At 58.4% G+C, this 22,683-nt stretch carries 17 protein-coding genes; 5 read left to right on the forward strand and 12 right to left on the reverse strand.

Annotated elements, in window-relative coordinates; translation table 11 throughout:
* Nucleotides 1–1,489: 1,489 nt before the first annotated feature.
* A complete protein-coding gene (locus tag GGD66_RS12245) occupies nt 1,490–3,796 on the forward strand; it encodes a hypothetical protein (protein WP_183257896.1) in 2,307 nt (768 codons plus the stop codon).
* Nucleotides 3,797–4,437: 641 nt separating this feature from the next.
* Here GGD66_RS12245 and GGD66_RS12250 read toward each other — a convergent pair.
* The gene (locus tag GGD66_RS12250) at nt 4,438–4,878 is read right to left on the reverse strand and encodes a VirK family protein (protein WP_183257897.1); all 441 of its coding nucleotides are present in this window, start codon (nt 4,876–4,878) and stop codon (nt 4,438–4,440) included.
* A 3,640-nt stretch (nt 4,879–8,518) separates the two neighbouring features.
* Between GGD66_RS12250 and GGD66_RS12255 the strand changes: the two genes are divergently transcribed.
* Genes GGD66_RS12255 through GGD66_RS12265 form a run of 3 tightly spaced genes read left to right on the forward strand, consistent with a single transcriptional unit; the run spans nt 8,519 to nt 11,327 of the window.
* Entirely contained in the window at nt 8,519–9,208 is a 690-nt protein-coding gene (locus tag GGD66_RS12255; RefSeq protein ID WP_183236314.1) for a response regulator transcription factor, read from the forward strand.
* 27 nt (nt 9,209–9,235) lie between these two features.
* The gene (locus GGD66_RS12260; RefSeq protein ID WP_183257898.1) at nt 9,236–10,684 is read left to right on the forward strand and encodes a type II and III secretion system protein family protein; all 1,449 of its coding nucleotides are present in this window, start codon (nt 9,236–9,238) and stop codon (nt 10,682–10,684) included.
* A 10-nt stretch (nt 10,685–10,694) separates the two neighbouring features.
* Nucleotides 10,695–11,327, forward strand: a complete 633-nt coding sequence (locus tag GGD66_RS12265) for a CpaD family pilus assembly lipoprotein (RefSeq protein WP_183257899.1) — start codon at nt 10,695–10,697, stop codon at nt 11,325–11,327.
* A gap of 194 nt (nt 11,328–11,521) precedes the next feature.
* Here the strand turns inward: GGD66_RS12265 and GGD66_RS12270 are convergent, their stop codons facing one another.
* The 11 genes from GGD66_RS12270 to GGD66_RS12320 form a co-directional block, all read right to left on the reverse strand.
* Nucleotides 11,522–12,559, reverse strand: a complete 1,038-nt coding sequence (locus tag GGD66_RS12270; RefSeq protein WP_183257900.1) for an EscU/YscU/HrcU family type III secretion system export apparatus switch protein — start codon at nt 12,557–12,559, stop codon at nt 11,522–11,524.
* Nucleotides 12,556–13,371: a type III secretion system export apparatus subunit SctT gene (gene sctT / locus GGD66_RS12275; RefSeq protein ID WP_091956606.1), complete on the reverse strand. Its 816-nt coding sequence runs from the start codon at nt 13,369–13,371 to the stop codon at nt 12,556–12,558. Before sctT ends, GGD66_RS12270 begins: the two co-directional genes overlap by 4 nt.
* 699 nt (nt 13,372–14,070) lie before the next feature.
* A complete protein-coding gene (locus GGD66_RS12280; RefSeq protein WP_050403016.1) occupies nt 14,071–14,346 on the reverse strand; it encodes an EscS/YscS/HrcS family type III secretion system export apparatus protein in 276 nt (91 codons plus the stop codon).
* Nucleotide 14,347: 1 nt separating this feature from the next.
* The gene (gene sctR, locus GGD66_RS12285; protein WP_104461810.1) at nt 14,348–15,013 is read right to left on the reverse strand and encodes a type III secretion system export apparatus subunit SctR; all 666 of its coding nucleotides are present in this window, start codon (nt 15,011–15,013) and stop codon (nt 14,348–14,350) included.
* The gene (gene sctQ / locus GGD66_RS12290; protein ID WP_246788852.1) at nt 15,006–15,896 is read right to left on the reverse strand and encodes a type III secretion system cytoplasmic ring protein SctQ; all 891 of its coding nucleotides are present in this window, start codon (nt 15,894–15,896) and stop codon (nt 15,006–15,008) included. The genes sctR and sctQ overlap by 8 nt, the downstream gene beginning before the upstream one ends.
* 218 nt (nt 15,897–16,114) lie before the next feature.
* Nucleotides 16,115–16,651: a hypothetical protein gene (locus tag GGD66_RS12295; protein ID WP_183236309.1), complete on the reverse strand. Its 537-nt coding sequence runs from the start codon at nt 16,649–16,651 to the stop codon at nt 16,115–16,117.
* Nucleotides 16,627–17,982 carry a type III secretion system ATPase SctN gene (sctN, locus tag GGD66_RS12300; RefSeq protein WP_104461813.1) on the reverse strand — a complete coding sequence of 452 codons (1,356 nt, stop codon included), beginning with the start codon at nt 17,980–17,982 and terminating at the stop codon, nt 16,627–16,629. Before sctN ends, GGD66_RS12295 begins: the two co-directional genes overlap by 25 nt.
* Entirely contained in the window at nt 17,979–18,602 is a 624-nt protein-coding gene (gene sctL, locus GGD66_RS12305) for a type III secretion system stator protein SctL (protein ID WP_183257902.1), read from the reverse strand. Before sctL ends, sctN begins: the two co-directional genes overlap by 4 nt.
* Nucleotides 18,599–19,219 (reverse strand): nodulation protein NolU, encoded by a 621-nt coding sequence (locus GGD66_RS12310; protein WP_104461815.1) that lies wholly within the window; start codon nt 19,217–19,219, stop codon nt 18,599–18,601. Before GGD66_RS12310 ends, sctL begins: the two co-directional genes overlap by 4 nt.
* Before the next feature lie 21 nt (nt 19,220–19,240).
* Nucleotides 19,241–20,095, reverse strand: a complete 855-nt coding sequence (sctJ, locus tag GGD66_RS12315; RefSeq protein ID WP_246788853.1) for a type III secretion system inner membrane ring lipoprotein SctJ — start codon at nt 20,093–20,095, stop codon at nt 19,241–19,243.
* Nucleotides 20,096–20,112: 17 nt separating this feature from the next.
* On the reverse strand, nt 20,113–20,634 hold the full coding sequence (locus GGD66_RS12320) for a nodulation protein NolB (protein ID WP_183257904.1): 522 nt from the start codon (nt 20,632–20,634) through the stop codon (nt 20,113–20,115).
* A gap of 190 nt (nt 20,635–20,824) precedes the next feature.
* Here GGD66_RS12320 and GGD66_RS12325 point away from each other — a divergent pair, with 190 nt between their 5' ends.
* Nucleotides 20,825–21,526 (forward strand): secretin N-terminal domain-containing protein, encoded by a 702-nt coding sequence (locus GGD66_RS12325; RefSeq protein ID WP_104461816.1) that lies wholly within the window; start codon nt 20,825–20,827, stop codon nt 21,524–21,526.
* Nucleotides 21,527–22,683: the final 1,157 nt, after the last annotated feature.

Genomic DNA, 22,683 nt, shown 5'->3' on the forward strand with positions numbered 1-22,683 from the left:
GAGCCCGATGGCCGCGACCAGATCGGCTGTTCGGACCAGAGCTAGCGTCTCGAGTAACGTTTCAAGGACATCGACTCGCAGCCGATGCAAGCTGGCCTCGGCAGACTTCCTCACGCAGCTCTGGCTCAAAATCTGGAAGAGAAGAAGGAGCTGGATCCGAGTCAGTCCCACGTATGCCCTCAACACAGCGACCCATTCGAGAACCAGATCCAATCCAGTTTATAGACATTTGCGCGCGCCTCAGTTGCTGATCCTTATCGGATAACTTTGTCTGAATGATATCGACAGAGGCTACCAAAGGGAGACGGGAATGGACCCATTTGACGACGTCAACCCATGCGCGGCTCAGATGAATTACGTCGAGCCGCGACAGGAGACAGCGCAAGCAGCGCAGCGGCTTAGAGAACCACAGCCAATCCTCCCAACATCAGCTTCACCCCGGGGCTGGATCGACCCGGACTGCAACGGATGGCAATAAGAGAGCGCAGGCTATCCAGGAGAACGAACGGCGCGCAGCTGCATCCTTTGTGAGAACGCGCGCTCAGGTGCCGCAACGCTGACCTGCGCGAATATTGCGGAACTCAGAAGAGAAATCGAACTCGCTGCGCAAGGATCAGCACAATGGTCAAGAGCGACTGGGCCGTCAGCCGACGGCGTCGATAGTGGCCGCCTCTACGACGACGTGGTGGCATCTTCGTACGCGGAGCTGCAGCGCTTTCAAGACCACGCCAGCCATTGCAAGCCACATGGGTTGGACCGTAAAAGCGCGATGGCCCATTTGCGTTCCATGGCGGCTTTGCGTTACGCGCGCCGCCCCCTGGAATATCTGGGATGCCAACGACTTGATCTGGGTCGCGCAGGGGCAGAGCACATGAGGGGCGATATTTGTATCACTGTCCGAGGAGGCCTCACAACTGCTCCTTTCGCCGGACGACGGCAACGAGTATGGCGCCAAAGCAATCGCGGAAACGCGAATGAGCTGCACAGCTACACGGTGCCGAGGGTCCACCACTTGGACGGCCGAAGAGATCGTCAGTATTGTTGAGGACGGGCACGAGAATGATGAACCCAATCTGGCTTGGGTGAGCGATACCCCAACTGAGGAGCGCGAGGTACTGTTTCTGGGCTGAAGTCTAGCTGACTATCGGACCGCTAGCGCATCGAATCCATACAGAAAGTTAGGGACAAAAGGCTGAGGGTAGAGGCTCCGCAGTTGTCTTTTCCGATGCTCGGAAAAATCGAAAGCAGCGTTCGCGCCATCTATAACACTCCGGTCCGACTGGCCGGGGGGCTGGCCGCGTACTGCACTTGGACAATCCGAGTTTCAGCCGAAAGCTGTACCGTCTTTAAATTCGCCGCACTTGTCGTCAGGTTGGAAAAGCCACTTGCCCGCCATCATTCATTCTATCTTTCCGCCCGGCCACGTCAGGTTTTGGAAAGCTAACGTGAGTAGCGAAAGAACGAGGAAGCGACGCCAGTGGACTGCACCATGGACCGATACAACGCGATCAACCCAGCCGATAAAGATTCCGCTGCGTCAGATACCACCGTGGAGCAGCCGCAACAACCGCAAGCGGTGTTTGAGCAACACTTGGGAGAGGTGCGACAGCTCGGCCCGATATATTCCCATAGCGATCTTTATGACATCACTGAAGAAGACGATCGCCTCATCCAAGCAGCGTCTGGTGCTGCCCTTGACCGAGGGCCACCGCCGAATGCGACCACCATCGAAATTTACGACCGTCGGCTTCGGAAATTGGCTGAGGCGCTGAAGAAGCAGTCTGGTCAGTCGATTGCTGAGCTCGATGACGATACGTTGCTTGACCGCTCCAAGAAGCTACTGCCAAAAGACAAGGTCATCGCCCCTGCATTGTCAATGGTTAGTAGGTACCGTGAGCCCAGCGACACCGCTCCGGCCCCCACAACACATTATCGTCCGTCCAAGGAAGACGCGAGCCTCATCAGAAAGGCCGCCGAGGCGGGCTTTGGTCGAGCACTCGATGCAAAAACCGCCGCAAATTATGCTAGCAGTCTTCGGAAGCTAGCGGCAGCACTGCGACCTTTGTCAATTGCTAAGCTCAGTCACAAAGCGCTGCTCGGCCATGCCGACGCTTTGTTTCCGAAGGACAAGAAACTCATCTACTCGTTGAACAGGCTGAGTGACTACCGCCGGATCGCCGGGCAGGACAATTCGGGGGCTGACGGAGGCAACTCGCGCCAGCCAATACAGCCGGACGCCGATTTGCCCGTACAGCTTTTCGATCATGAGCAGCCTTTGGGGAACGCTGCGGACCAAGGCGGCTCATTGCCGGTCCACGGTTTCAATGCTACCCAGGTTTGGGAGGGAACGGGTTTAACCCTTCATTCTCCCGTGCAATGTGTCGCCCAGGATGTGCTTTTCGACGCTGTGCGCCGAAGCGAAGTGCCTCCACGTGCCAGCTTCGATGCGCCGGTAGTTTGGCGGGGAATGCGTGCCGCCGCCCCCTCGCCCGTGCAGAGTTTTGCTCAGGAAGCGCTTTTCGATGCCGCGGATCGCGAGGGCCTGATGCCAGCGACATCCTTCGATGGACCAGCGCTTTGGCCAACCACGCGTTCAGTCACCCACTCACCCGTGCAAAGTGTCGCTCAGGAAGAGCTTTTCGATGCGGCGGATCGCGAGCGCCTACTGCCAGCCGTGCCCTTCAATGCACCGGTGCTTTGGCCAACCACGAGTTCAGTGACCCACTCGCCCGTGCAAAGTGTCGTCCAGGAAGAGCTTTTCGATGCCGCGGATCGAGACGGGTCTGCGCCTGCTGTCGATCTGGATACATCCAAGTTATGGACGGCAATGGGGTCGCCCCCCCATGCCGTGATCTGGCAGCCCAGCTCACGGTCGCAGAATCCCGACTCTGAAGAAGACTTTGGGAGGATGATGCATCAAGATGGTGCGACCCCGGCAACACTTGATACGATGTCCGCCGCAGCCGGCGAGAGCTTTGATGCCTCTTTGGCCGTTCCCGAGGATTTCTCCCATGGCACCCAGGCCGCGCCGGATATGATGCGCTCCAGGCTCAGCCGCTGGGGTCTGTTGCCAGATGCGGCACAGCGGGTAAAGACCTACGACATTCACGGTGAACGCTATACGGCCGTGCTAGGACCGCGTGGGCGCAATGATGTTCAGCTCATCCATCTGCGGTCTCCTGCTATCGGCGATACGTTTGATGTTTCGTTCGCCGTGCCCAAGGATTTTTCGCATGGCACCCAGTTGGCCCCCGAAATGTTGCTTTCCACGTTGGGCAAGTGGGACTTCTTGCCTAATGGAGAACATCCGGTCATGAACTATGAGATTGGCGGCGATCGCTACACGGCCGTGTTGGGACCGAGAGGATCCAACGACGTTCAACTCATTCATCACCCAAGGCTCGCTTTGCCGGGTGAAGCTGCGCTTGTAACGCCGACGGCTGCCCCGCATGCCTACGGCGGCCTTGCACCTGGGTTTAGTCCGCTCTCCTCGTTCGAATTGCGAAAGGACGCTCCTTTGGCGCTGGCGCCAAACATTCCACTGCCGTCTGCCGCACCGGGATCGGGCCATCAGCCGTCCCCGCAAGTGCCTGAACTCGGAGAGTTGTTCGGCAACGACTGGAGGCACGGCCCCCAAGAGGCTTCGCCTGTCGTGATCGACATGCTCCAAAACCTGGGTCTTCTGCCGAGCCAGGAGGTCCCAATGACCCGTTTTCTGATCCACGGTCAGCCTTACACGGCCGAAAGCCTACCCGGTGGCCGCGTTCTTCTCTTCCATCGGCCGCAATTTGGCTGAACGAGGTGCTCGTCCTCACCTCGGGCAGCTGCTCAAGCTCCCGAAACCACGTCGGATCGTTTGCTTTCAGAGAAATTAGAATTGCGTCCGAAAGACAGTTTAAGCGGCGAGCAAACCCCACAGCGGCGAGGCCCAGCATGATCTAAAGCGGGATGGTTCAATCACGTTATGGCCGCATTCGGCAGCACGGAAGTTTCCGGTGAAAGGACCCCAAAAGACGCGGGATGCAAGATACGAGCGCATCGTGGGGTGGGCAAGGGTCGCGCGTCATCATCGCGGGCGCCGCTTGATCGGGTTGGAAACAATGCCCTCACAAGGACGGCGGACAGCGTGCGGACGTACCTTGGCGAGCCAATCTGGAGCGCTCAACCGGAGAGGCCTTGGCTCCAACTCACACACGATAGCCTGAACCGCCGATCTTCCAATCACTGAGATCGAATCGAGATCGACGGCCCTCATAAGTTATTTTGATCGAACTGCAGCAAGTTCGTGCAACTCGATGCCTCCCCCGACGAAAAGACGGCCAGAAACACTCTGGCCGTTCCTGACGATCGAAGCGATCCGTGCCATGGCTTGGGAAGATGTCCACACGATTAAAGGATCAAGTCTTCGAAGGGCATCCCCCTGCCCTGTGCTCTTCGTTACCAGATGAACTTTGCGCCATCCGGCAGTTCGCAGATAAATTCGCCCTGGTTCACGAGTTCGGTGGTCCCGACGACGAGCTTCGAGGCTCGCACCGTCAGCTTGCCTTCGCGGCTGAGGCTATGGCGGATGTACTCGGTCACGGCATGTCCGGAGCTGTCGACCGTTTGGTGCGCATTGGCGAAGCTGATGCCGTTCTGGGCGGTCACCCTGAAGGCATTGATGACCAGACCGGCCTGCGTCGCCGACGAAGGCTTGCCAGCCTCCGCGGTGGTACAGCGGCTCATGTCTAGTATGAGCTTCACATTCTTCCCGGCCTGCAGGGCATTGAGCACCTCGGTGTATTTCGGCGAGGGCTCGTCGGCTCTCGCCAGCGCGCTCGCGCTCGCGGCCGAAAGCAAGGACAACAGGATCGTCAGTCCTATGCCAGTAAACTTCATATGCTCTTCTCCCTCGATTAAATACCACAGATCTCGTTTTTCAAGACGTCGTGCTCGCAAACCGCTTGGCTGATTCCACACATCAAGCGCGCTCTCGCCTGCGACAAAAACATCCTGTCGCAACCAAGCGCAAGTAGTTGTGATGGCTATTCCGACATCACAACCTCGTATGGCAGGTTTGCGGAAGTGGCTTAGCCTCGCGCGACGTCGACTAGAACTATCTGATCGAGCGTTGACCGCTTGGAAAACACAAAACGGCAACCGGTCGCGCTCCTCCTCCATTGCAGGCCCAACGACCGAAAGCCATGCAATTCTCACATCTGCATAAAGTAGACGATCTACGAAAGAACACTTCGACCGGCCGCATGCGCCAGCTTGTCCATCTTGATAGCTGTGCAAGGACTGTCTGCCATAGACGACGTGTCCGCAATCAGGTGGTGGAGCGAACCTGACGCGGCGGTCGGATCAAGCTCAGTCAAGGCACCCGATCCCGGCCTGGTCGAAACAGCAATACCAAAAGGTACAAGGCGGCACCGACTGTTGATCCGTCGCTTTGCGCGATCCCGTCCAGCTGACCGCTCGCCTCATGACTGGATCCATTCGGCATCCTCAAAGGCTAAAGCTAAATGGCTTCCTTCCTGGTCCGTCAGCTTCTCGAAAGCTGCACCTGCAACAATCTACGCCGACAGCCGGCACTCGAAGGGAGAGAGAGAGATATATATGAATGTCGATCCACGGAATGCCGCAGACACTCCCTTTCAGGTTCACGACGCGCTGCAGCACGCGCCCAGCGTCGACTGGCAACCGGACGAGCTTAGCGCCCAGACCGACGCACCAGTAAGAAAGCTTTGAGCAGCAGCTGAATGACTCGGATCTAGACGACTTAGATTCGGTCTTCCCGACCTCTGATTCAGTCTCGTTAGCGGCAAATTCCGCGACTGCCACGTCCTCGTCTGCGCCAAACGAGGTGGCCCCGGAAACCAGTCGCTATCCAGCCTCATCATTTGTCAGCGCGCGCGCTCAGCTTGCCGCAACACTGACAGGTGCCACTCTTGAAGCGCTTCGGAACGAGATCGACCTTGCCGAACAGCAAGCAGCACATTGGTCATCGGCGACCGCAGCTCCCGTCGATCGGGACCGCCTATTCGACGAGGTGGTGGGGTCGTCATATGTCACACTGCGGCGTTTTCAGAATCAGGACAATGATTGCAAGCCGCGCATGGAAGAAAACACGAGCGCGATATCGCATGTCCGCAACACGGCTCGGGATCATTCTTCCCTTGGAGATCCTCTGGACAGCGCGCCAAGCTGGTTGGCATATGCGCGGCAAAGACAACAGCGTCACCCTTCGTATCGTTGGTTGAGGATCCGGCAAAACTCGCCGTTTCTCGCGATCCTTGGGCGAGAGCGATCGCCAACAATGCGGACGCGCTGCATCCCCTACCGAAGCCAACTGTCTGGACCCTCGACGACGTGCTGAGTAGCATTGGGCTTGGAATGAATGCCGAAGATCAGGACAACATCGATGGGGACGTCGATTCGATGTGCTCACCGGGCAGAACGCCAACCCGAGAAACCGAGCGCCTGTTCCTGGGCGGCAATTTGGAAAGCTACCGGCCGCTAGCGAAGCAACCCCCTACAAGCGCGAGAGTAATGAGTAGCACCAGCTCCGCCTCACGCACAGCAGCTTGAGCATATTAGCCGCGTGATCGACGGCCCGATCAATTCGCCGATCGAGCGGTACAGCGGTTGAGGGCTGCGACGGAAGATACACCCCCGACGGTTGGGAGGACGCCGGACCATCCTCTCTCCCCTGCCCGCTCGTTAAAGCATTCTGGCATCATGGATGCGTTGTGACATCGCCCGGCATCAATTTGTTAGCCGCCCCCACGGTTGGCCGGCGGCTTTGGTGAGGTAAGCCGCCGAACGCTCCCCGCCTTAGCTAGCTCGGCCTGACATTAACCGCGCGGTCAACCAACGGGTCCTTTGGCCGCAATCGTATCAGGTATTCACTCGTGCGCAGCAAGCGGCGTTGTTGCAGTACGGCCGATCCGCCACCTGGATGCGTTCCATCAAAACAATCGATTTTGCCGAGCACGCCTAAAAGCCCCATAGTCGATCGCAATGTATGGAGGCCGCATTCAAGATGACGTCTGGCAATCGATTCTCTCCACGGTCCCTTGCCGAACAACTTGGCTCGCGCGATCGGCCGTCTGCATCTCGGACCTTAGCTCCTGTCGTCACTTGGACGCATCCCGCGCCTTGCCACGGTCTTCCCGCTAAATTGCCACGTATGAGGCGGATCGGATCGCCCGATAGTGGAGTCATGGCTTACCCAAAGCGTGGTAAGAACGACCGCCTTTTCGGACATTTCAAAGCGTTTCTGGCGCCACGTTCAATTGGACGGACAAATGCTCACGACGTTGGACAGAGCGAGACCGACCGCCACGCGCAGGTCGACGGCGTGGCCGAACTGTGTCGCCGTTGCCTCACAACGATTCCGAGTTTGAGCGCACTGCTACAAGGAGCCTTTATAGGCACTTGAATCGCACCCAGCGTCAGATTGTAGGATTTCCGACAGTCTCGCGACAGAATCCGCTCGCGTGAACTCTTCCTGACAGGTAGCAACAATTGCGAACGTCTCAAAACCTCAATGCTCGACCGATCCGCCTCGTCGCACTACTCGACTGCTCCCCTTCAGAGTTTGCGTCGTTTATCTGCTCTGTAAGCGCAGGACGCAGCGCCCTCCTCGCAGCCAGACCAGGATCCAGCGCACGAGAACAACGCGGGCAATCGCTATTTCGCCTGTGCCGACCACAGGCCGAGTCCAAGCTCGAGATTAGATCATTCTTGCGCCGTTCACCCTGTCTGACGAAAGGGAGGCGGCGTAACCACCTTAGACAATGCGCGACAGCAACGCCGGACTCAATTTGTAGTTCGTTGGCAGCATTCGCTCGACTGCGGCGGAGAACGTCTTCGGAGCGACCGAACTTCGGGACAGTTGACGTCTTGCTCGGCTATCACCGGCTATCGAGAGGATGTCTATCCCGCCGATGTCGCGTTTCGTCGCGCATCTCGGCCTTTTCAAGCCATTGGTCGATGCATAGCGCGTGAAGTGTCTTCAAACGCGGAAAACTTGCGTTGTCGTGACTTGACGACACTACGGGCTCAACAGCCTTGCAGGACTGACCGCGGTCAAGACGAACTTGGGGAGTTTCCAATGTCGGTTTCGCAAGTCTGTTCGGCGGCAAATACAGCCGCTCTCGCCTGCGCTTTCGTATCGTTCGGGCGGGTTGGCACGATCGCTACTGCAGGCGCTCGTGTAGTGCATGCAGGCACGGCTATGCTCGGCCTACAGATGCATCAGCGCGCGGCCAGGACTCTCAGCTTTAGAGATTGCAGAGCTCTTGCGGGCGTGAGGGAGATTTTGAGACGCGTCCTCCCGCGCAGGCGATCCGCCGCAGGCCGCCACCTATCCGATGACGATGGACGCGCAGACATTGGTCGCCTGAAAACAACGTCTTGCGTGTCGTTTACGGCGTTTCGAACTCACGCCAAAGCGGCAGCCTCTGGGTTTCGCCGAATCTCATGGTCAGCGTGGCACGCTCAAGTCCTGCCGAGGATGGACGAGAGGCAATGAATGCGAATTCTCCTGGTTGATCATCATGCGGACTTTGCCCGCGACGTGAAGGAAGCGCTCTTAAAATGTGGCTTCGCCCTCGACGTGACGCGCACGCTGGATGAGGCGGCGGTCGCGCTCGATTGCGCGAACTACCACATGGTCCTGCTCGAATCGGCTTTGCCCGATGGAGACGGATTGGACTGGCTGAAGCAGTTGAGGCGCGAGGGACGATCAATGCCGGCTATGATGATGAGCAGTCTCAATGATCTTAGCCGGCGGATTGCGATCTTCAATGCGGGCGCGGATGATTTTCTGCCCAAGCCCGTGTCTATCGACGAACTCATTGCCCGCATGCGAGCTATTTTGCGGCGGTCAACGCAAATGATGGCGCCTGTTGTGACATTCGGGAATCTGCATTTCGATCCGATCGCGAGACAAGTCTCGATCGGTGGTCGAATGCTGAGAATTGCGCGCCGCGAAGTGTGCATTCTTGAACATCTGCTCAACCGCGCGGGCCGTACCGTGCCGCGCGCATCCCTCGAAGATAGCTTGTATGCATTTGACGATGAGGTCTCGACCAATGCGCTGGAAGTCGGGATTTATCGCTTACGCACGCACTTGAGCCAAGCGGGTGCAACGCTGAGGATCAAGACCGCGCGCGGTGTCGGTTACACCCTCGAACTCATCGGCGTAGCATCGGCTGCCTAGCCGATCGAACTCGAAAGCAGCACTCCCTTGAACGTGGTTAACAATGACGCCCGCGAGCCGCCGATGGTCGCCAGCGGCTCGCACTATGCCGCTTTTCCCCGCCTCTGCTACGTCCTGTGCGCACTCGCTGTGCTATTTCCGCTTGCTGTCACAGCTCAGACAAAGCGGGATGGCAAAGGGGAACCGCCACGTGCGGCGCCTGGCAGCACCACGGGCACGATCAACCTTACCTCCTCACAGGGCAAGACAGTTCATCTGACCGGGCCGGCTGCGAGCATTTTTATAGCCGACCCGGCGATTGCGGATTATCAGGCGCCATCGAACACCACGATTTTCGTGTTTGGCAAAAAGGCCGGACGGACGAGCCTGTTTGCCCTGAACGACAACGGAGAGGCTCTCGCCGAGCTGCGTGTTGTCGTCACTCAACCGATCGAGGATCTGCGGGCCGCGCTTAAGGCCGAGGTCGGGGACTATCCAATTCAGGTCAGCTATACCCCGCGCGGCGCGATCCTTAGCGGTACTGCGCCTAATGCCGATGTGGTCGAGACCGCCAGGAAGGTCACTGAGCAGTTTCTTGGCGCGGGCGCGCTGGTGGTCAACAAGATCCAGGTCGCCGGCTCATTGCAGGTAAATCTCAGCGTACGGGTGGCAGAAGTCTCCCGCAGCGCCGTCAAGGATCTCAACATCAACTTCACGGCCTCGAGCCCAAACGGCGCTTTCCTTGTGACCGGCAAAGGGGGCGGGTCCGGCGCGGCCGGCGGCGGCGGCACGATCGGGATTGGGTTTAGCGCCGGCAATACCAACCTAAGCGCTGTTCTCGACGCTCTCGCGAGCGAGCACCTCGCCTCAATCCTGGCTGAGCCGAATCTAACGGCCATGTCCGGCGAAGCCGCAAGCTTCCTCGCCGGCGGCGAATTCCCCATTCCGGTGATGCAGGACAACCGGCAGGTTTCCGTCCAATTTCGCCAGTTCGGCGTGAGCCTCGAGTTCGTTCCGACGGTTCTCAACAATAATCAGATCAATGTCCGTGTGAAGCCCGAAGTCAGCGAATTGTCGAGCGAAGGCGAAGTCAAAATAAATGGCATGGCGGTCCCTGCCCTCTCGACTCGGCGGGCGAGCACCGTGGTCGAGCTCGCCAGCGGTCAGAGCTTTGCGATCGGCGGCCTCATCAGGCGCAACTTCAACACTGATATCGGCGAGTTTCCCTGGCTCGGCGATGTGCCGATCCTGGGCGCGCTTTTTCGCTCCTCATCGTTTCAAAAACGTGAAACCGAGCTGGTCATTATTGTCACGCCCTACATCGTGCGGCCCGGACCGAATCCGAACCGGATGAGTGCGCCGAGCGACCGCATCTCACCGCCCTCAGACGCGGGGCGGATTTTGACGAACACGGTGGCCCGGCCGCCGCAAGAGCGCGATGCGCCTCGCGCCAGCGCACCAGGATTGACCGGCAGCGCCGGCTTTATTATCGAATGAGGTTCGCCAAATGACTTTGCGACATCTGTGCTACCCGATCGTTATTGGAGCAACATTGGGGGGCTGCGCAATTACTGCTTCGATCCAGCCCGCGCCGGCTGACCAAGAGATCCAGGTCGAGCAGAAGAGTAGCGTGCTGTTCCTGCAGAGCCTTCGTGGCCCCGAACGGCATCGGTTGCGAAGCTTCATTGCAGCGACCAGTCGCGGCCGGCTGGATGCCCTCCATGTGGGCGTCATCGGCCCACCTAGACTCATTGCACAGGTGGCCCACGAGGCTCGCGCAATGGGCGTTGCCACCTACAACATCCGCCTGTCCGCTTCTCGTGTGGATTTTCCGGCTCGTTCCGGGGTGAGGATCGAAGCGATCACTTTCGAAGCCCATCCTCCGCTCTGCCCCTCGCTCTCCATCGTCGGTCCTACAGTGAACGACAATTCGTTCAATCCAACCCTTGGCTGCTCAGTCCGGCATAATCTTGCGGTCATGGTCAATGAACCTGGCGACTTGTTAGGCAATGGCGCTGTCATGCCGACCAGTGGTGATCGTGCAGTGCTTCCCATCACCGCGCGTGGGGCCACGTCGGCGGGCAACAGGAGCAATTTGGCGGATGAAACGCATAACAGGGTTGCGCCAGAAACCCAATAGGCGGCTCGTAAGACCCGAGCAGCATGAACGTCGGTTGGCCATTCTTGTCCATATCAGTCTTGGAATCGGCGACGAGCCTCCTGGAATCCAATCTTTGCTCGTCCTTTTCTTGGGATCGTGCAGCTTGCAGATCAGGTTCTGGGACAGTTAGGTCGTTGACCAGAGATTTGAGCGCATCGCTGTTTTGCGCGACGCTAAACTAGGCCGGCGGCAAAGACTGCCTTCGCAACCCTCTCGAAACACTCCATCGGAACGGCCTTGCCCATCGCACCTTTTCGGATCAGCTGACGCGCCAACACATGATCCTCGACAATGCTCAGACGTTGGGCGCGCGCCTTCGCCAGTAACTGTGAAGCCGTCTCGCCCTCGCCGCGGCACACCAGTACCGGGACGCCGGTCTCGCCCCGAACGTAGCGCAGCCCAATCAATGTCGCTCGCCCCGTCAGTATCACTGTCGCCCGATGGATGCCGAGCGGAGACTCGTTCGCCGACTCCCGGCGGAGCCTGCGGTGTTCACCCTTGATCTGCGGATTACCATCCTGTTCCTTGGACTCGCGCTTGGCTTCGCTCTGCGTCATGCGCATGTCGCGCAAGAACAACCAACGCTGAATGAGCAGATCGGCCAAGCCGCCAATCAGAAGAGCGCCGGCAGCAATCGCGATCAGCACTTTGAGCTCTTTAAAGACAAAACCAAAGCAGCTCAAATCGCACACGGGCAAGTATACCAGTGCCCTCCAACTTGCGAGCACAGTGAAAACGAACGTAGCGCCAAGAACCAACACTTTGACGATAGACTTTCCAAGCTCGACAACCGACCGCTGGGAGAAAATCCGCTTCAGCCCTTTGACGGGGTCCAATTTTTCAAAGCTGGGTTTAAGCGGCTCAACCGAAATAGTCAGCCCGCCGCCGGCCAAGACACCGGCTAGAATCGCCGCAACAACCGCCGCACCTAGGATGGGAGCCGCGGCTGTTATAGAAAGGTCCATCAATCCGACCAACGCCTGCCGGGCCGCACTGTTGAAGGGCTGTTCCTGCAGCTTGTCGATGAGCCGCACGGCTTCGCGCCATCCGTCTTCGATCGGGCCCGCCCTGAAGCACAGGCAGCTGAAACCAGCGCAAAGGCTTGCCGCGGTCACAAAGTCGGCGCTGCGCGGGCTCTGCCCTTTCTTACGCGCGTCCCTCAGCTTCTTGTGACTTGGTGGAAGGTTTTTCTCTTCGCTCGTGTCGTTCATTTCAAGAACTTCTCGAGCCACTCCAGCACGCCGTTGAACCGAATGATCTCTGCTTGCATATATTCGATCAGGAAGACGGCGTAGCTGACCATAATGATGCCAAAGGCGGCATTCTTGATGGTCGGAGAGAGATCGCTCAGCTTGATTTGCGGCGCAAAGCGCCCGAGCAGCATGACGGATACGTCGATCAGAAGCAGCAGAGCCAGCACGGGCCCGGCGACCACGAGGGTCGTATGCATGACATGGTCGAGAAGCCCGATAAACTCCATTGCCCCTTGGTGGGTCAGGGGCGGTAGCAGCCGATACACGGGCCAGATCAGATAACTTCCATAGAGGCATCTGACCATGGTCTGCAGACCTCCTGATACAACGAAGATCGTAACGGCGGCAGTCCCGAGAAAGAGCCCCATCGGGGCGGTTTGACTGCGTGTGGCAGGATCGTCCACCTGGCTGGAGATGCCGCGCTGGGTATCAATGATGTCACCAACGGCCTGGATGCTCCAAAGTGGTATACTAAGCAGAAAACCGAACAGCAGGCCGATAAATATCTCCTTCAAACCGAGGAGCGAGACCGCAACCATACGGGTGCCCGGATCTAGTGTCTGCAAGCCGTTCCTGATCTGCATCAAGCAAGGCAATCCAATCACAACCGTCGCGCTTGCGCGGATAATCCCGCCAATGTGCGGTCGCGTGAATACCGGAAGAACCAGCATAATGCCGAGGGCCCGGGCCGCGCCAAGTCCGGCCGCAACGACGAACTCGACAGCAGTCTGAATCAGAGTTTGCGTTTCGGTGGGTGACAAGGCATCCATTTGAGCTCAGCTCGTCGTTCCTTCAGCCAATGCAACCGTCGCACTCACGTCGCCGTGATGTGAGACGTCAAGAACTCTGCAGATCTCGTGTCCCAGCGGTTGCAGAGCGACAGGCCTCCCACAAGGCAGATGACTTCGGCTTCAACCATCCATATGGCTACAGCCATCCGGCGCAGAGGTATGACCATTCGATGAAAGCACGGGCGAAATCGCGCCGCTGCGCGGCCTACAAGCCACGCTTCTTGCGCTCTCACCGGCCGCAGCGCGGTTTGGAGATCTGAGGGCCTCAAAGCTTCCATCAATTTCGCAGTCAATGGAGATCGGTCTCGAGCGGCACCTTCATTCGCAGGCTCATTCACCAGAACGCCAGAATCGTGGGGCCGCTTGCAATCAATGCGGTTCGCCCGTTCACTGCGTCGACAACTCGCCAGGCAATGCATCGAGGACCAGGTCTCAGCAGGTAATTCCGTCACGTCGAAGCAAAACCTAAATCGAATGGATAGAACTTCCAAATGGGGTCAACCTCCCTCCGAATACGGCAGGCTCACGGAGCCGAACAGGACAGTTCGGATATTTATCCGTCGCATGCTAGTGAGGCGAACTTTCGATAAGCTGACGAACTCGCCCTTTTGTGGTTCACAATCAAGCCAGACAAACGCGCGCTATAGCTAACACTTAGACAGCCGTGCGTTCCGCGCACTAATACCTCGCTGTGAGCGCGGGGAACTCAGTGAATATATGCTGGGCTTGCTCGATCAGCGGCGCGCTCAGCACCGGAGCAAACAGAACGAGCACGGCGACGACGACGAGGAGCTTCACGGTAAGCGGCAAGGTTTGATCCTGGAGCTGGGTTGCTGCCTGCACGATGCCGATACCCAAACCGGCCACGAGGGCTGCCAGGAGCGGCGGTAGAACCCAGATCATGAACAGGACCAGTGATCGGCTCACGTGGGTGAGGATGCTGGCCTCGTCCATCTCAACTCCCCGGAGATGCGTAGCTTAAGACCAGTCCGTGCATGAGCCGTGACCAGCCGTCGATTGTGACGAACAGAAAAAGCTTGAAAGGAACGGATATCATTGTTGGTGACACCATTGACATGCCCATGGCCATCAGAATTGTCGTCACAATCAGGTCAATTGTGACGAACGGAAGATAGAGAAGGAAACCGATTTCAAACGCACGCTTAAGCTCGGAGATCAAAAAGGACGGCACCAGGATCGCAAAATCATCGGCTGTTGCGTTGCCGCGCATCTCCTCCGACCAGATATGTTCTGTCGACGACAGGAAGAACGTGCGCTGCTCCTCAGTGGTGAACTTCTTGAGGTGGGCGCGTAGCGGCTCGCTGCCCTCCTTGGCGGCGGTCAACCAGTCGTCGGTGGTTTGGTAACGAAGTTGCATATCGGTCACGCGGTTGTATGTTTGCTCGAATACCGGGGCATCTATGAACACGGTAAGGATCAATGCAGCGCCATACAGAACGATGTTCGGTGGTATCGACTGAGTGCCGAGCGCGTTGCGGATCAGGAAGAGAACGACGGAAACCTTGATGAACGCCGTCGTTGTGACGACTGCGAACGTCAACAGGCCAAGGCCGACGGTCGCCGCAACAAGCGCAAGGATGCTCGGTTGAATGTCAACCATTGACCGCCAACCTGCTACGTAACCGGATGCCCAACGCTTCACCGACATGTACGATGTCGCCGCGGCCGATCAATTGACCGTTGGCGACAATGTCGACCGGACCGTCCAGCTGCCGGCCAAGCTCGAACACGTGCCCCTCGTTGATGCTTCTCAACGTACCCAGCGGGATGGGCCAGCGGCCGCATTCGAACACAAGCGTGATCTCAACACTGTCGATGTCGGCTTCCGAGGGCGGGATTGCTTGCTCCGCTTGGGATCGTATCGTCATATTTGCATACCTTAGAGGATGGGACTGCAGGCGGAATGGTCCCCGAAGGATAAGTCTGTCGCCCGCGACCTGCGCCGGCGCCCACAACTTGTCCGCAGCGAGGATGAGCTGGCCATGGGCAAATGGAATGACGTCGGGCAGCAGTGCGTCGCCGGGCTGTGCTTGACGAAGAAGCCTGACGGGCGCCCGCAGCGAGCCGATCTCTCTCGCAATCACGACCGGCAATTCCGAAGAAATCATGCCTAAGTTTCGCGGTAGTTGGCCGATCAACTCGCCTAACACACGAAACGCAGACGGAACCAGACCGTCAAGTGGCGCGAACAAGAACAGGCGGGCCTCGGCCGCCAGCGGTCCGAAAGTAATGTCGAGCTCCAAATAGGGGTCTTTGGCCGTCGCGTCTTCGATGCGGATCAGCTGCAAATTCCGCTCGAGCATGATCTCTAAACGAGCGAGCCAAGGTTCCAGAGCAAGTTCGAGAAGCAGCGAGCGGGTTGGGTCGGAAGGTAAAGTAAGGCCATACTGGACCATTGAAATCAGCGCCTCGACGAGAGGGCGGGGCAAGGACAAGACAGCGGTCTCGCCTCCGGCGCAAAATACGCAGTCGAGCATCGACATGGCATATGGCTCGGCCTGCCAAACAAGCCGGCTTATACGGATCGATAGCGGCTTATCGCCAAGGCGGGTCTGCAGAACCGTGCGTGGTGCTGCGACCTCGTTGAGCCACGAGACCACGCCATGCGACAACTTTACCGCTGGCTGAAATAGTGCGGGTTCACCCACGGCATTTACCGACAGGTTCCACGGGCGCAGCTCGCGACGTCATAAACGAGCCATCAGTTCGAGCCGCCGACCGCTTGGCTGCGCGAACCACCCTGATATCGGAGCAAAACCTCGTCGTCGGCATCGATTTCGGCTGCACACTCCGAACGGACAGCGGTCGTGCGCTGGACATCGCCCTCAATCTCCTCCCATTTCTGGCTCGCCGCCGAGCGCTTGGCCCATATGGTCCGCACCTCATTCACTGACCGCTGAGCCTGCTCATGCGCGACGCGCGCCTGCTCACGCGCCTGGCGTGCCGATTCGATCTGTGCTGCCAGCCCCCCAAGGATGAGTTGAAAGCGACGATCGAGCTCGGTCACGGACATCGTCTTGAGCGACGCCAGCTCCTGATAAAGTTCAGCTTCGACCTTGGCGCGACGATTCTCCGCGCCTTCAAGATTCTCAGACGCTCGCTGCAGCGCTTCGACCGCAATTCGGCGCCTGGCTTCCATGTTCGACAATTCACGAAGCGCGCTTCGCTCTCTCATGTCTTTCACCAGCCGCAATTTCGACGCTTGCACGAGATTCAGGCCGTCAGACGCGACATCCATGAAAGGGTCTCCTCAAAGCTAGACGGCTCGTCCTGTCCCTGGCGCAAGAATGCGCGCAGTTCCTCGATTGAATCGATTGCCCGATCAGTCAGTGGATCGCTGCCCGGCTTGTATTCACCGACCTTAATCAGGAACTCAGCCTCATTGTAGCGCGAGAGCAGATCGCGGAAGACGGATGCCGCTTTGCGATGTGGACCAGAGGCGACCGCATCCATGACACGACTTCGGCTCGACAGCACGTCGATGGCGGGAAAATGCTCCCGCGAGGCCAGCGCGCGCGAAAGAATGATATGACCATCGAGAATGCCGCGCGACTCCTCGGCGATCGGATCGCCCGTGCCGTCACCTTCGACAAGCACGGTATAGAATGCCGTGATCGAGCCCCGCTCGCCCATACCGGCACGCTCCAACAGACCAGGCAGCAGCGCAAAGACGGAAGGAGGAAAGCCGCGCCGGGTAGGAGGTTCTCCTGCGGCAAGGCCGATTTCGCGCATCGCACGGCTAAAGCGCGTCAGCGAATCCATCATCAGAACGACCTGCAACCCTTGATCACGAAAATACTCGGCGAGTGCGGTCGCCACATGAGCGCATTGCGCCCGCTCCATTGCCGATCGATCGGATGTCTCAACGACAACGATCGTGCGAGCGAGGGCATCTCCAATATGACGTTCGATGAATTCACGCACCTCGCGTCCACGCTCTCCTATGAGCGCAACCACGGTGACGTCTGCGGCCGCGCCTTTTACAATTTGCGACATCAGCGTCGACTTACCGCAACCGGCATCTCCATAGATTCCGATCCTCTGACCTTCGCCACACGTCAGAAGTCCATCCAGCACGCGAACGCCGAGCGGAAACGGCTGCTCGATGCCACGCCGCCTCATCGGGTTGGGCGCCTTGCCGCGGAGCGGACACGTGTGGACCGTCTTTATCGGCCCCTTGCCATCGAGTGGACGCCCGAAGCTATCGATCACGCGGCCGAGCAGGTCGGGCCCGACTGACACCTCCTGCATGCGCCCGGTCGGGAGCACTTCAGCCCGGTGGGACAAGCCTACCAGATCGCCAATGGGCGTCAGCAACACCCCGTCCGGCAGCAAACCGATGACTTCCGCTTCAAGTGACCATCCGGAAGCGTGATCCTGCAACAGGCAAAGTTCTCCAACACGGGCCCCCGGCAATACGGCATGGAGCAAGGTGCCGATCGCACGCGTGATCCGCCCCCGCACGGCACGCGTATCGACATCCTTTGCTGCTAATCTTAGAGATGCTATCGCCGCATGCACATCTCCTTCGCCGGCCGATTGATCATGGCCTGATCGTTGCGTCGTCACAGATCGCTTTCCTGAGAAGATGGATTAAGGCTGAGACGCAATGTGCGGAGCTGCGCGGCAAGTCCTAAATCGACACTGCCGAACTCACTCCACAGAACGCATTGGTCAGGCCCCACGGCCGGGTCCGGATCAATTCTGACTTTCGGCCGACCATCCGTTCCATCGAATGCCACGAATTCATGCCTTAGTGCATCAGCATTCAAAGGAGACACGTGTAGGCATACTTCTGCGCTGCCATATCTTTGCTCGATGGCGTGACGAACGGTCCTTACCAACATCTCACCCGGATCAAAGGAGCCCAACAAATCGGTCAATATCTCAATCACGAGCTGTGGCAACTCCTGTTGCAGAACGGCTTTTCGACGGGCCACATCGGAAGCAGCTCGGGCGATCAGCTGTGCCATTTCGTCCGAGCCTGACCTAAGACCTTCGCAATGGCCGCGCTCCCGCTCCTGCTGATAGGCTTTCCTTGCCCAACTGCGAACCTGCCGCAGATATCGCTCGGCTAGCGCGCGCGTCTGCACCGCATCGTACCAGATACCAAGTTCCGCGGCTGGTATGAGCGGACCAAGCGGCCGTATCCGCGGGCTATCTGGCAAGACTGTTTCGTTGGCCGTCATGCCGCGGGCTCCTCCGTGGCCAAGTGGGCCACCACCAAAGACAGTAACTGACCCGCTGAATTGTGGTGTTCGGCTGCTGGGGATTCGGCGGTGGTCCCCACAGGTAAGCGGAAAAGAACGCGCACACGGTCAAGCTCTGATGCGTCCTTGAGCCAAGCACCAAGGCAGGCACATCCGTCGTGTTCAATCTGGCTCGCGAGCTTCTGCGGATCGTCAATCGATGTGGTTGCGACGGCGCTGGATAAGTGTCGGATTGCGAAAGCATGAGCTTCCGCACCAATATTCTCGATCAGAATCGCTACATCGTGCTTTGACACAAGCTTGAGCACCGAACGGGCATGCCAGATACTGCCGGCGAGCAGGGCCGCCCGACGCGGATCATGCCCGAGCAGAACGTCCCTACCCCAGTCGGTTCCGTTCGAGACCAGCTCACTGCCCAATAGCAATTCGACCAGTCTCTGCTGCAGTCTCGGAGTCTTCTGCAGCTGCAGCACTGTGGCGGCCGACACGAGCCCATCAAGATGGCCGGCAAACCGGCCGGGATGAATCAAAGCGGCAAGCTCGCGGAGGCGATCGGAATGCGGCCTGAGTGAATGATTTGGGTCAGTGGATGCCATCGATACGGACCTGCTTGCCGCCTATTTCGGATCGGAGGACAGTTTTTTGCCGGCGGACTGGACCGCTGGCTTGCTGGCACCTCTGCGGAGATTTGTCACTTTGCGCCAGGATTGACGAAGCTGTCGCCCACGTGTGCTCAGCAGCACGTAAGATAGAATGCCGAACGCGGCGAGCGCACCTCCTGCACCGATCGCAATGTGAGTTGCGATGAACTTGGTTGGTTCGGCGGAAGCTGCCGCTGGCACAACGGAGACCTCATGCTGAGCTCGCTCAACCGGCACGAACACGACCGCCACCTTGTCGTACGATAGACCTTCGATGCTGTTGGCGACGAGCATCTTGATCTGCGGCAGCAAGGCTGAGAGCTTCGCGTTGGAGGCGTGTCGAATGAAAACCGACGCCGAGGACGGGGTTGCATCCTGTCGCAAAAGATCATTCTTCGGCAGAACGACATGAACACGGGCGGAGAGAACCCCATCGATATCGTTGATCGTGCGCGACAATTCTTCACTGAGAGCATAGACGTAGCGGGCTCGCTCCTCAACCGGAGAAGCAACGAGGCCCGCCCCCTTGAACACCTCACCAAGGCTTTTGAAGGATTGGCGCGGCAAGCCATGGTCATTCAGCAGCTCGATTGAGTAGGCGAGCTGCCTTTCTTCCACCTGAATTGTGCTGGTCCCATCCTTACCGACGACACGGATGGCATCGACGCCCTTGCTAAGGAGCAGCCCAAGCATCTCGTTGGCTTCACGCTCCTGAACTTTGGTATACAGATCAGCTTTGCAACCCGCGAGGGTCAGCAAAAGCGGCAACAGGACGAGAGCATCAAGCCGCTTTCTTGCGGGCCGGCCATTACCGATCTTGTCTTTCGTCAAGACAGCCAACTGCCCACTCAGCCCGCCGATAAAAGCTTATTCAGAGATGAACTGACAGCACCCGTCCCCTTGGAGATGAGCGAAACCTGGATGACGCCGTTGTAAACATCCCGCAGATTCGCCAGCGCCGAGTCGAAATGATCCGCACCCTCCGGTTTGCCCACTGGATGCACCTCCACTTGCTGCACACGCAAGACCGGTTGCGCGGCCGGCCCAAGCTGCAGGCTCTTGGCAGGATCAGGCTCGCCCACGAGCGTCGGCGAAACTGCACCCGACGGAAGGGGTTTGCCCTGGTGGATAGCAGAAATGCTCTGAAGGACGCGATCGCCTAGCGGGCTCGCCGGCGCTACTGCGCGCTGCACTTCCGGCAGCGATGGAGCTGGCGCGTGCTCGGCCACAGAAGAGGCGACACCTTGGTTCGAGGCCGCCTGCGCAAGACTTTCGCCAAACTGAGCGTGTGCCGGCGAACAGCCGTTGGAGGCACACTCGACGGCGTTGGCAGAGATCGACGTAACGCCAAACAAGATGGAGGAAATCATTTCTGTCACGTGGTGAGATGAGCCGTTCGTTCACACGAATGGGCCACACCTTAGAGAAGCAAGCTGACCAAAAACTGACGAGCATCTGTCATCTAATGATCACGGTTAGCTTCCAATTTGGGACGAAGCATCGGCTTCCACATTTTGGGACGAATTCCGGTGCTTGTTCTCAAGTGTAAAAATAGCAGGAATGCTCATCCCATCCACAAGGCTGCACATCTTGACGAAAGTTCTCTATGCTGGTGTTTTCATTTGCTTTGGCGTCGTCGAGGCGCTCGGCGCTCCCCTGGCGCTGCCATCGACACCTTATAGTTACACAGTTCTGGATCAGGACCTCGCGGCCGCACTGCAGGAATTCGGCAACAACCTAAATATCAGGGTCAATGTCAGCACCGGGGTGAAGGGGCGGATTCGCGGGCGGATGCCGGATCTCCCGCCGCGAGAGTTCCTCGAACGGTTGATTAATCTCTACAATCTTCAATGGTACTACGATGGGCTGGTGCTCTACGTATCCGATGCGCATGAGGCGCAAAGCCGCCTTTTGGTCTTGAGTCCAATCAGCTTTGATGCGTTCAAGGCTGCACTCGATGCGCTCAACATCTCCGACGAGCGTTACATCGTGAGACCCGTACCGGGGGATGGCCTCGTCTTCGCCTCTGGTCCACCCCGCTTTGTCGCGCTTCTGGAGCAAACAGTAAAAGGACTTGCGGCGGAGGCACAGGCGCGGCGAAACCCGAGCGGTGCCGAAAAGCCGCCGCACGAGTCGGTTTTGATGCTGTTTCGGGGATCCTCCAGCGTGGTCATTCGCGAAGGACGACCGAATGACGCTCCTTCGCCGGAGGCACCACATCAAGACGGCGTGGTCCACACACCCGATGCAGGTAAGAAATGACTTGATGACAACAGAAGCCTGGAAGAGATGCAATGCGTCTGCTTATGCCCTCTGTCAGCTTTTCGAAAGCTACTGCTGCCATTGTCAGAGCGCGGATGTGTAGATGGCCGATGCCGCAGGGTGGCGGAATAAACGTCCAAACCGGAGCCACGGATGCGAAGCAGAATTCTAGCCAGCAGCATCGGTGAGCGTGCTTTGCCACTTTAGCGCCTCATGCGAGCTTTTGAACAACTCCACGAGTTCCGTCATGCAAATGAGCTTCGTCGCATAAGAATGAAAGCCACTCCGCTGTCCAAAAGGAGGAACGGGATGGACTTCAACGCGCTAAGCTGGGCGGACAACAGCCCAGCGTCCCACTCGTCCTCATCGCCCGCCGGTCCAAGGGAGTTTGAGCGTGAACTAATGGCCATTGCATGAAATACCCGAATACAGCCAGGACCTAATTTGGCAGGACTGGGAGGCAGATCATCGCGTGTCGAGCCATCATTGAGCGGTGACCAGCGGTCCAATGCCGAACAACCGATCGCTCAACACCGCGCGGACGCCTCCGATCTCGGAGTTTGGCAAGATCTTGAGCCTTGGCTCATGCGGGCCGGGTCACCTCACGCGACCGTCTCAAGCTGGGCCCACGTTGCACGCAAGGGTTGCTCCGCCGAAAATTGGAGATTACGCCATGGCGAACGTTCGTCGCGCCAAGGACGACTGGGTCTTCACTGGCCAAACAGCTACGCCCGCTCAGATCGAAATGCTAAGAAGCCGCGATCTCAAACCTACCAGGGGTGTCCGGACAACAACGTTCACCATCCCGGGTGTGCCTCACACGGCGGAATGGCGAGAAGAGGGTTTTATTTGTCTCAAACCGTCGCTGGACCCTTCCCTTTGGCCTGTAGGTTCGAGCGAACACTCGCCAAGGGCTAAGCATGATGACATGAAGAATGCCGAGTGCAGCTGAGCTTCGATCCGCTCGGGGCAATAGGTGTCCGCACAATACCGTCAGACTCTTTCGAGCATCTACCCAAGCGCCAACACTCTCCTCGGGCGCAGGCGCGAGGTCGCTACGCGCGGGTGATTTCACCATAAGATGCTGCGGAGACCTGCGACGTTGTTTCACGAATCGGCGCACGTGACCATCCGCAGAGCGGCAGACTCGGCCTCGC

It is taken from the genome of Bradyrhizobium sp. CIR48 (assembly GCF_014198315.1).
Taxonomy (GTDB): domain Bacteria; phylum Pseudomonadota; class Alphaproteobacteria; order Rhizobiales; family Xanthobacteraceae; genus Bradyrhizobium.

Excerpts from the sequence above, each read along its gene's own strand:
- GGD66_RS12245 (WP_183257896.1), top strand. The coding sequence starts at position 1,490 with ATGGACCGATACAACGCGATCAACCCAGCCGATAAAGATTCCGCTGCG.
- GGD66_RS12250 (WP_183257897.1), bottom strand. The coding sequence starts at position 4,878 with ATGAAGTTTACTGGCATAGGACTGACGATCCTGTTGTCCTTGCTTTCG.
- GGD66_RS12255 (WP_183236314.1), top strand. The coding sequence starts at position 8,519 with ATGCGAATTCTCCTGGTTGATCATCATGCGGACTTTGCCCGCGACGTG.
- GGD66_RS12265 (WP_183257899.1), top strand. The coding sequence starts at position 10,695 with ATGACTTTGCGACATCTGTGCTACCCGATCGTTATTGGAGCAACATTG.
- GGD66_RS12270 (WP_183257900.1), bottom strand. The coding sequence starts at position 12,559 with ATGAACGACACGAGCGAAGAGAAAAACCTTCCACCAAGTCACAAGAAG.
- sctT (WP_091956606.1), bottom strand. The coding sequence starts at position 13,371 with ATGGATGCCTTGTCACCCACCGAAACGCAAACTCTGATTCAGACTGCT.
- GGD66_RS12280 (WP_050403016.1), bottom strand. The coding sequence starts at position 14,346 with ATGGACGAGGCCAGCATCCTCACCCACGTGAGCCGATCACTGGTCCTG.
- sctR (WP_104461810.1), bottom strand. The coding sequence starts at position 15,013 with ATGGTTGACATTCAACCGAGCATCCTTGCGCTTGTTGCGGCGACCGTC.
- sctQ (WP_246788852.1), bottom strand. The coding sequence starts at position 15,896 with ATGTCGATGCTCGACTGCGTATTTTGCGCCGGAGGCGAGACCGCTGTC.
- GGD66_RS12295 (WP_183236309.1), bottom strand. The coding sequence starts at position 16,651 with ATGGATGTCGCGTCTGACGGCCTGAATCTCGTGCAAGCGTCGAAATTG.
- sctL (WP_183257902.1), bottom strand. The coding sequence starts at position 18,602 with ATGACGGCCAACGAAACAGTCTTGCCAGATAGCCCGCGGATACGGCCG.
- GGD66_RS12310 (WP_104461815.1), bottom strand. The coding sequence starts at position 19,219 with ATGGCATCCACTGACCCAAATCATTCACTCAGGCCGCATTCCGATCGC.
- GGD66_RS12320 (WP_183257904.1), bottom strand. The coding sequence starts at position 20,634 with ATGATTTCCTCCATCTTGTTTGGCGTTACGTCGATCTCTGCCAACGCC.
- GGD66_RS12325 (WP_104461816.1), top strand. The coding sequence starts at position 20,825 with ATGCTCATCCCATCCACAAGGCTGCACATCTTGACGAAAGTTCTCTAT.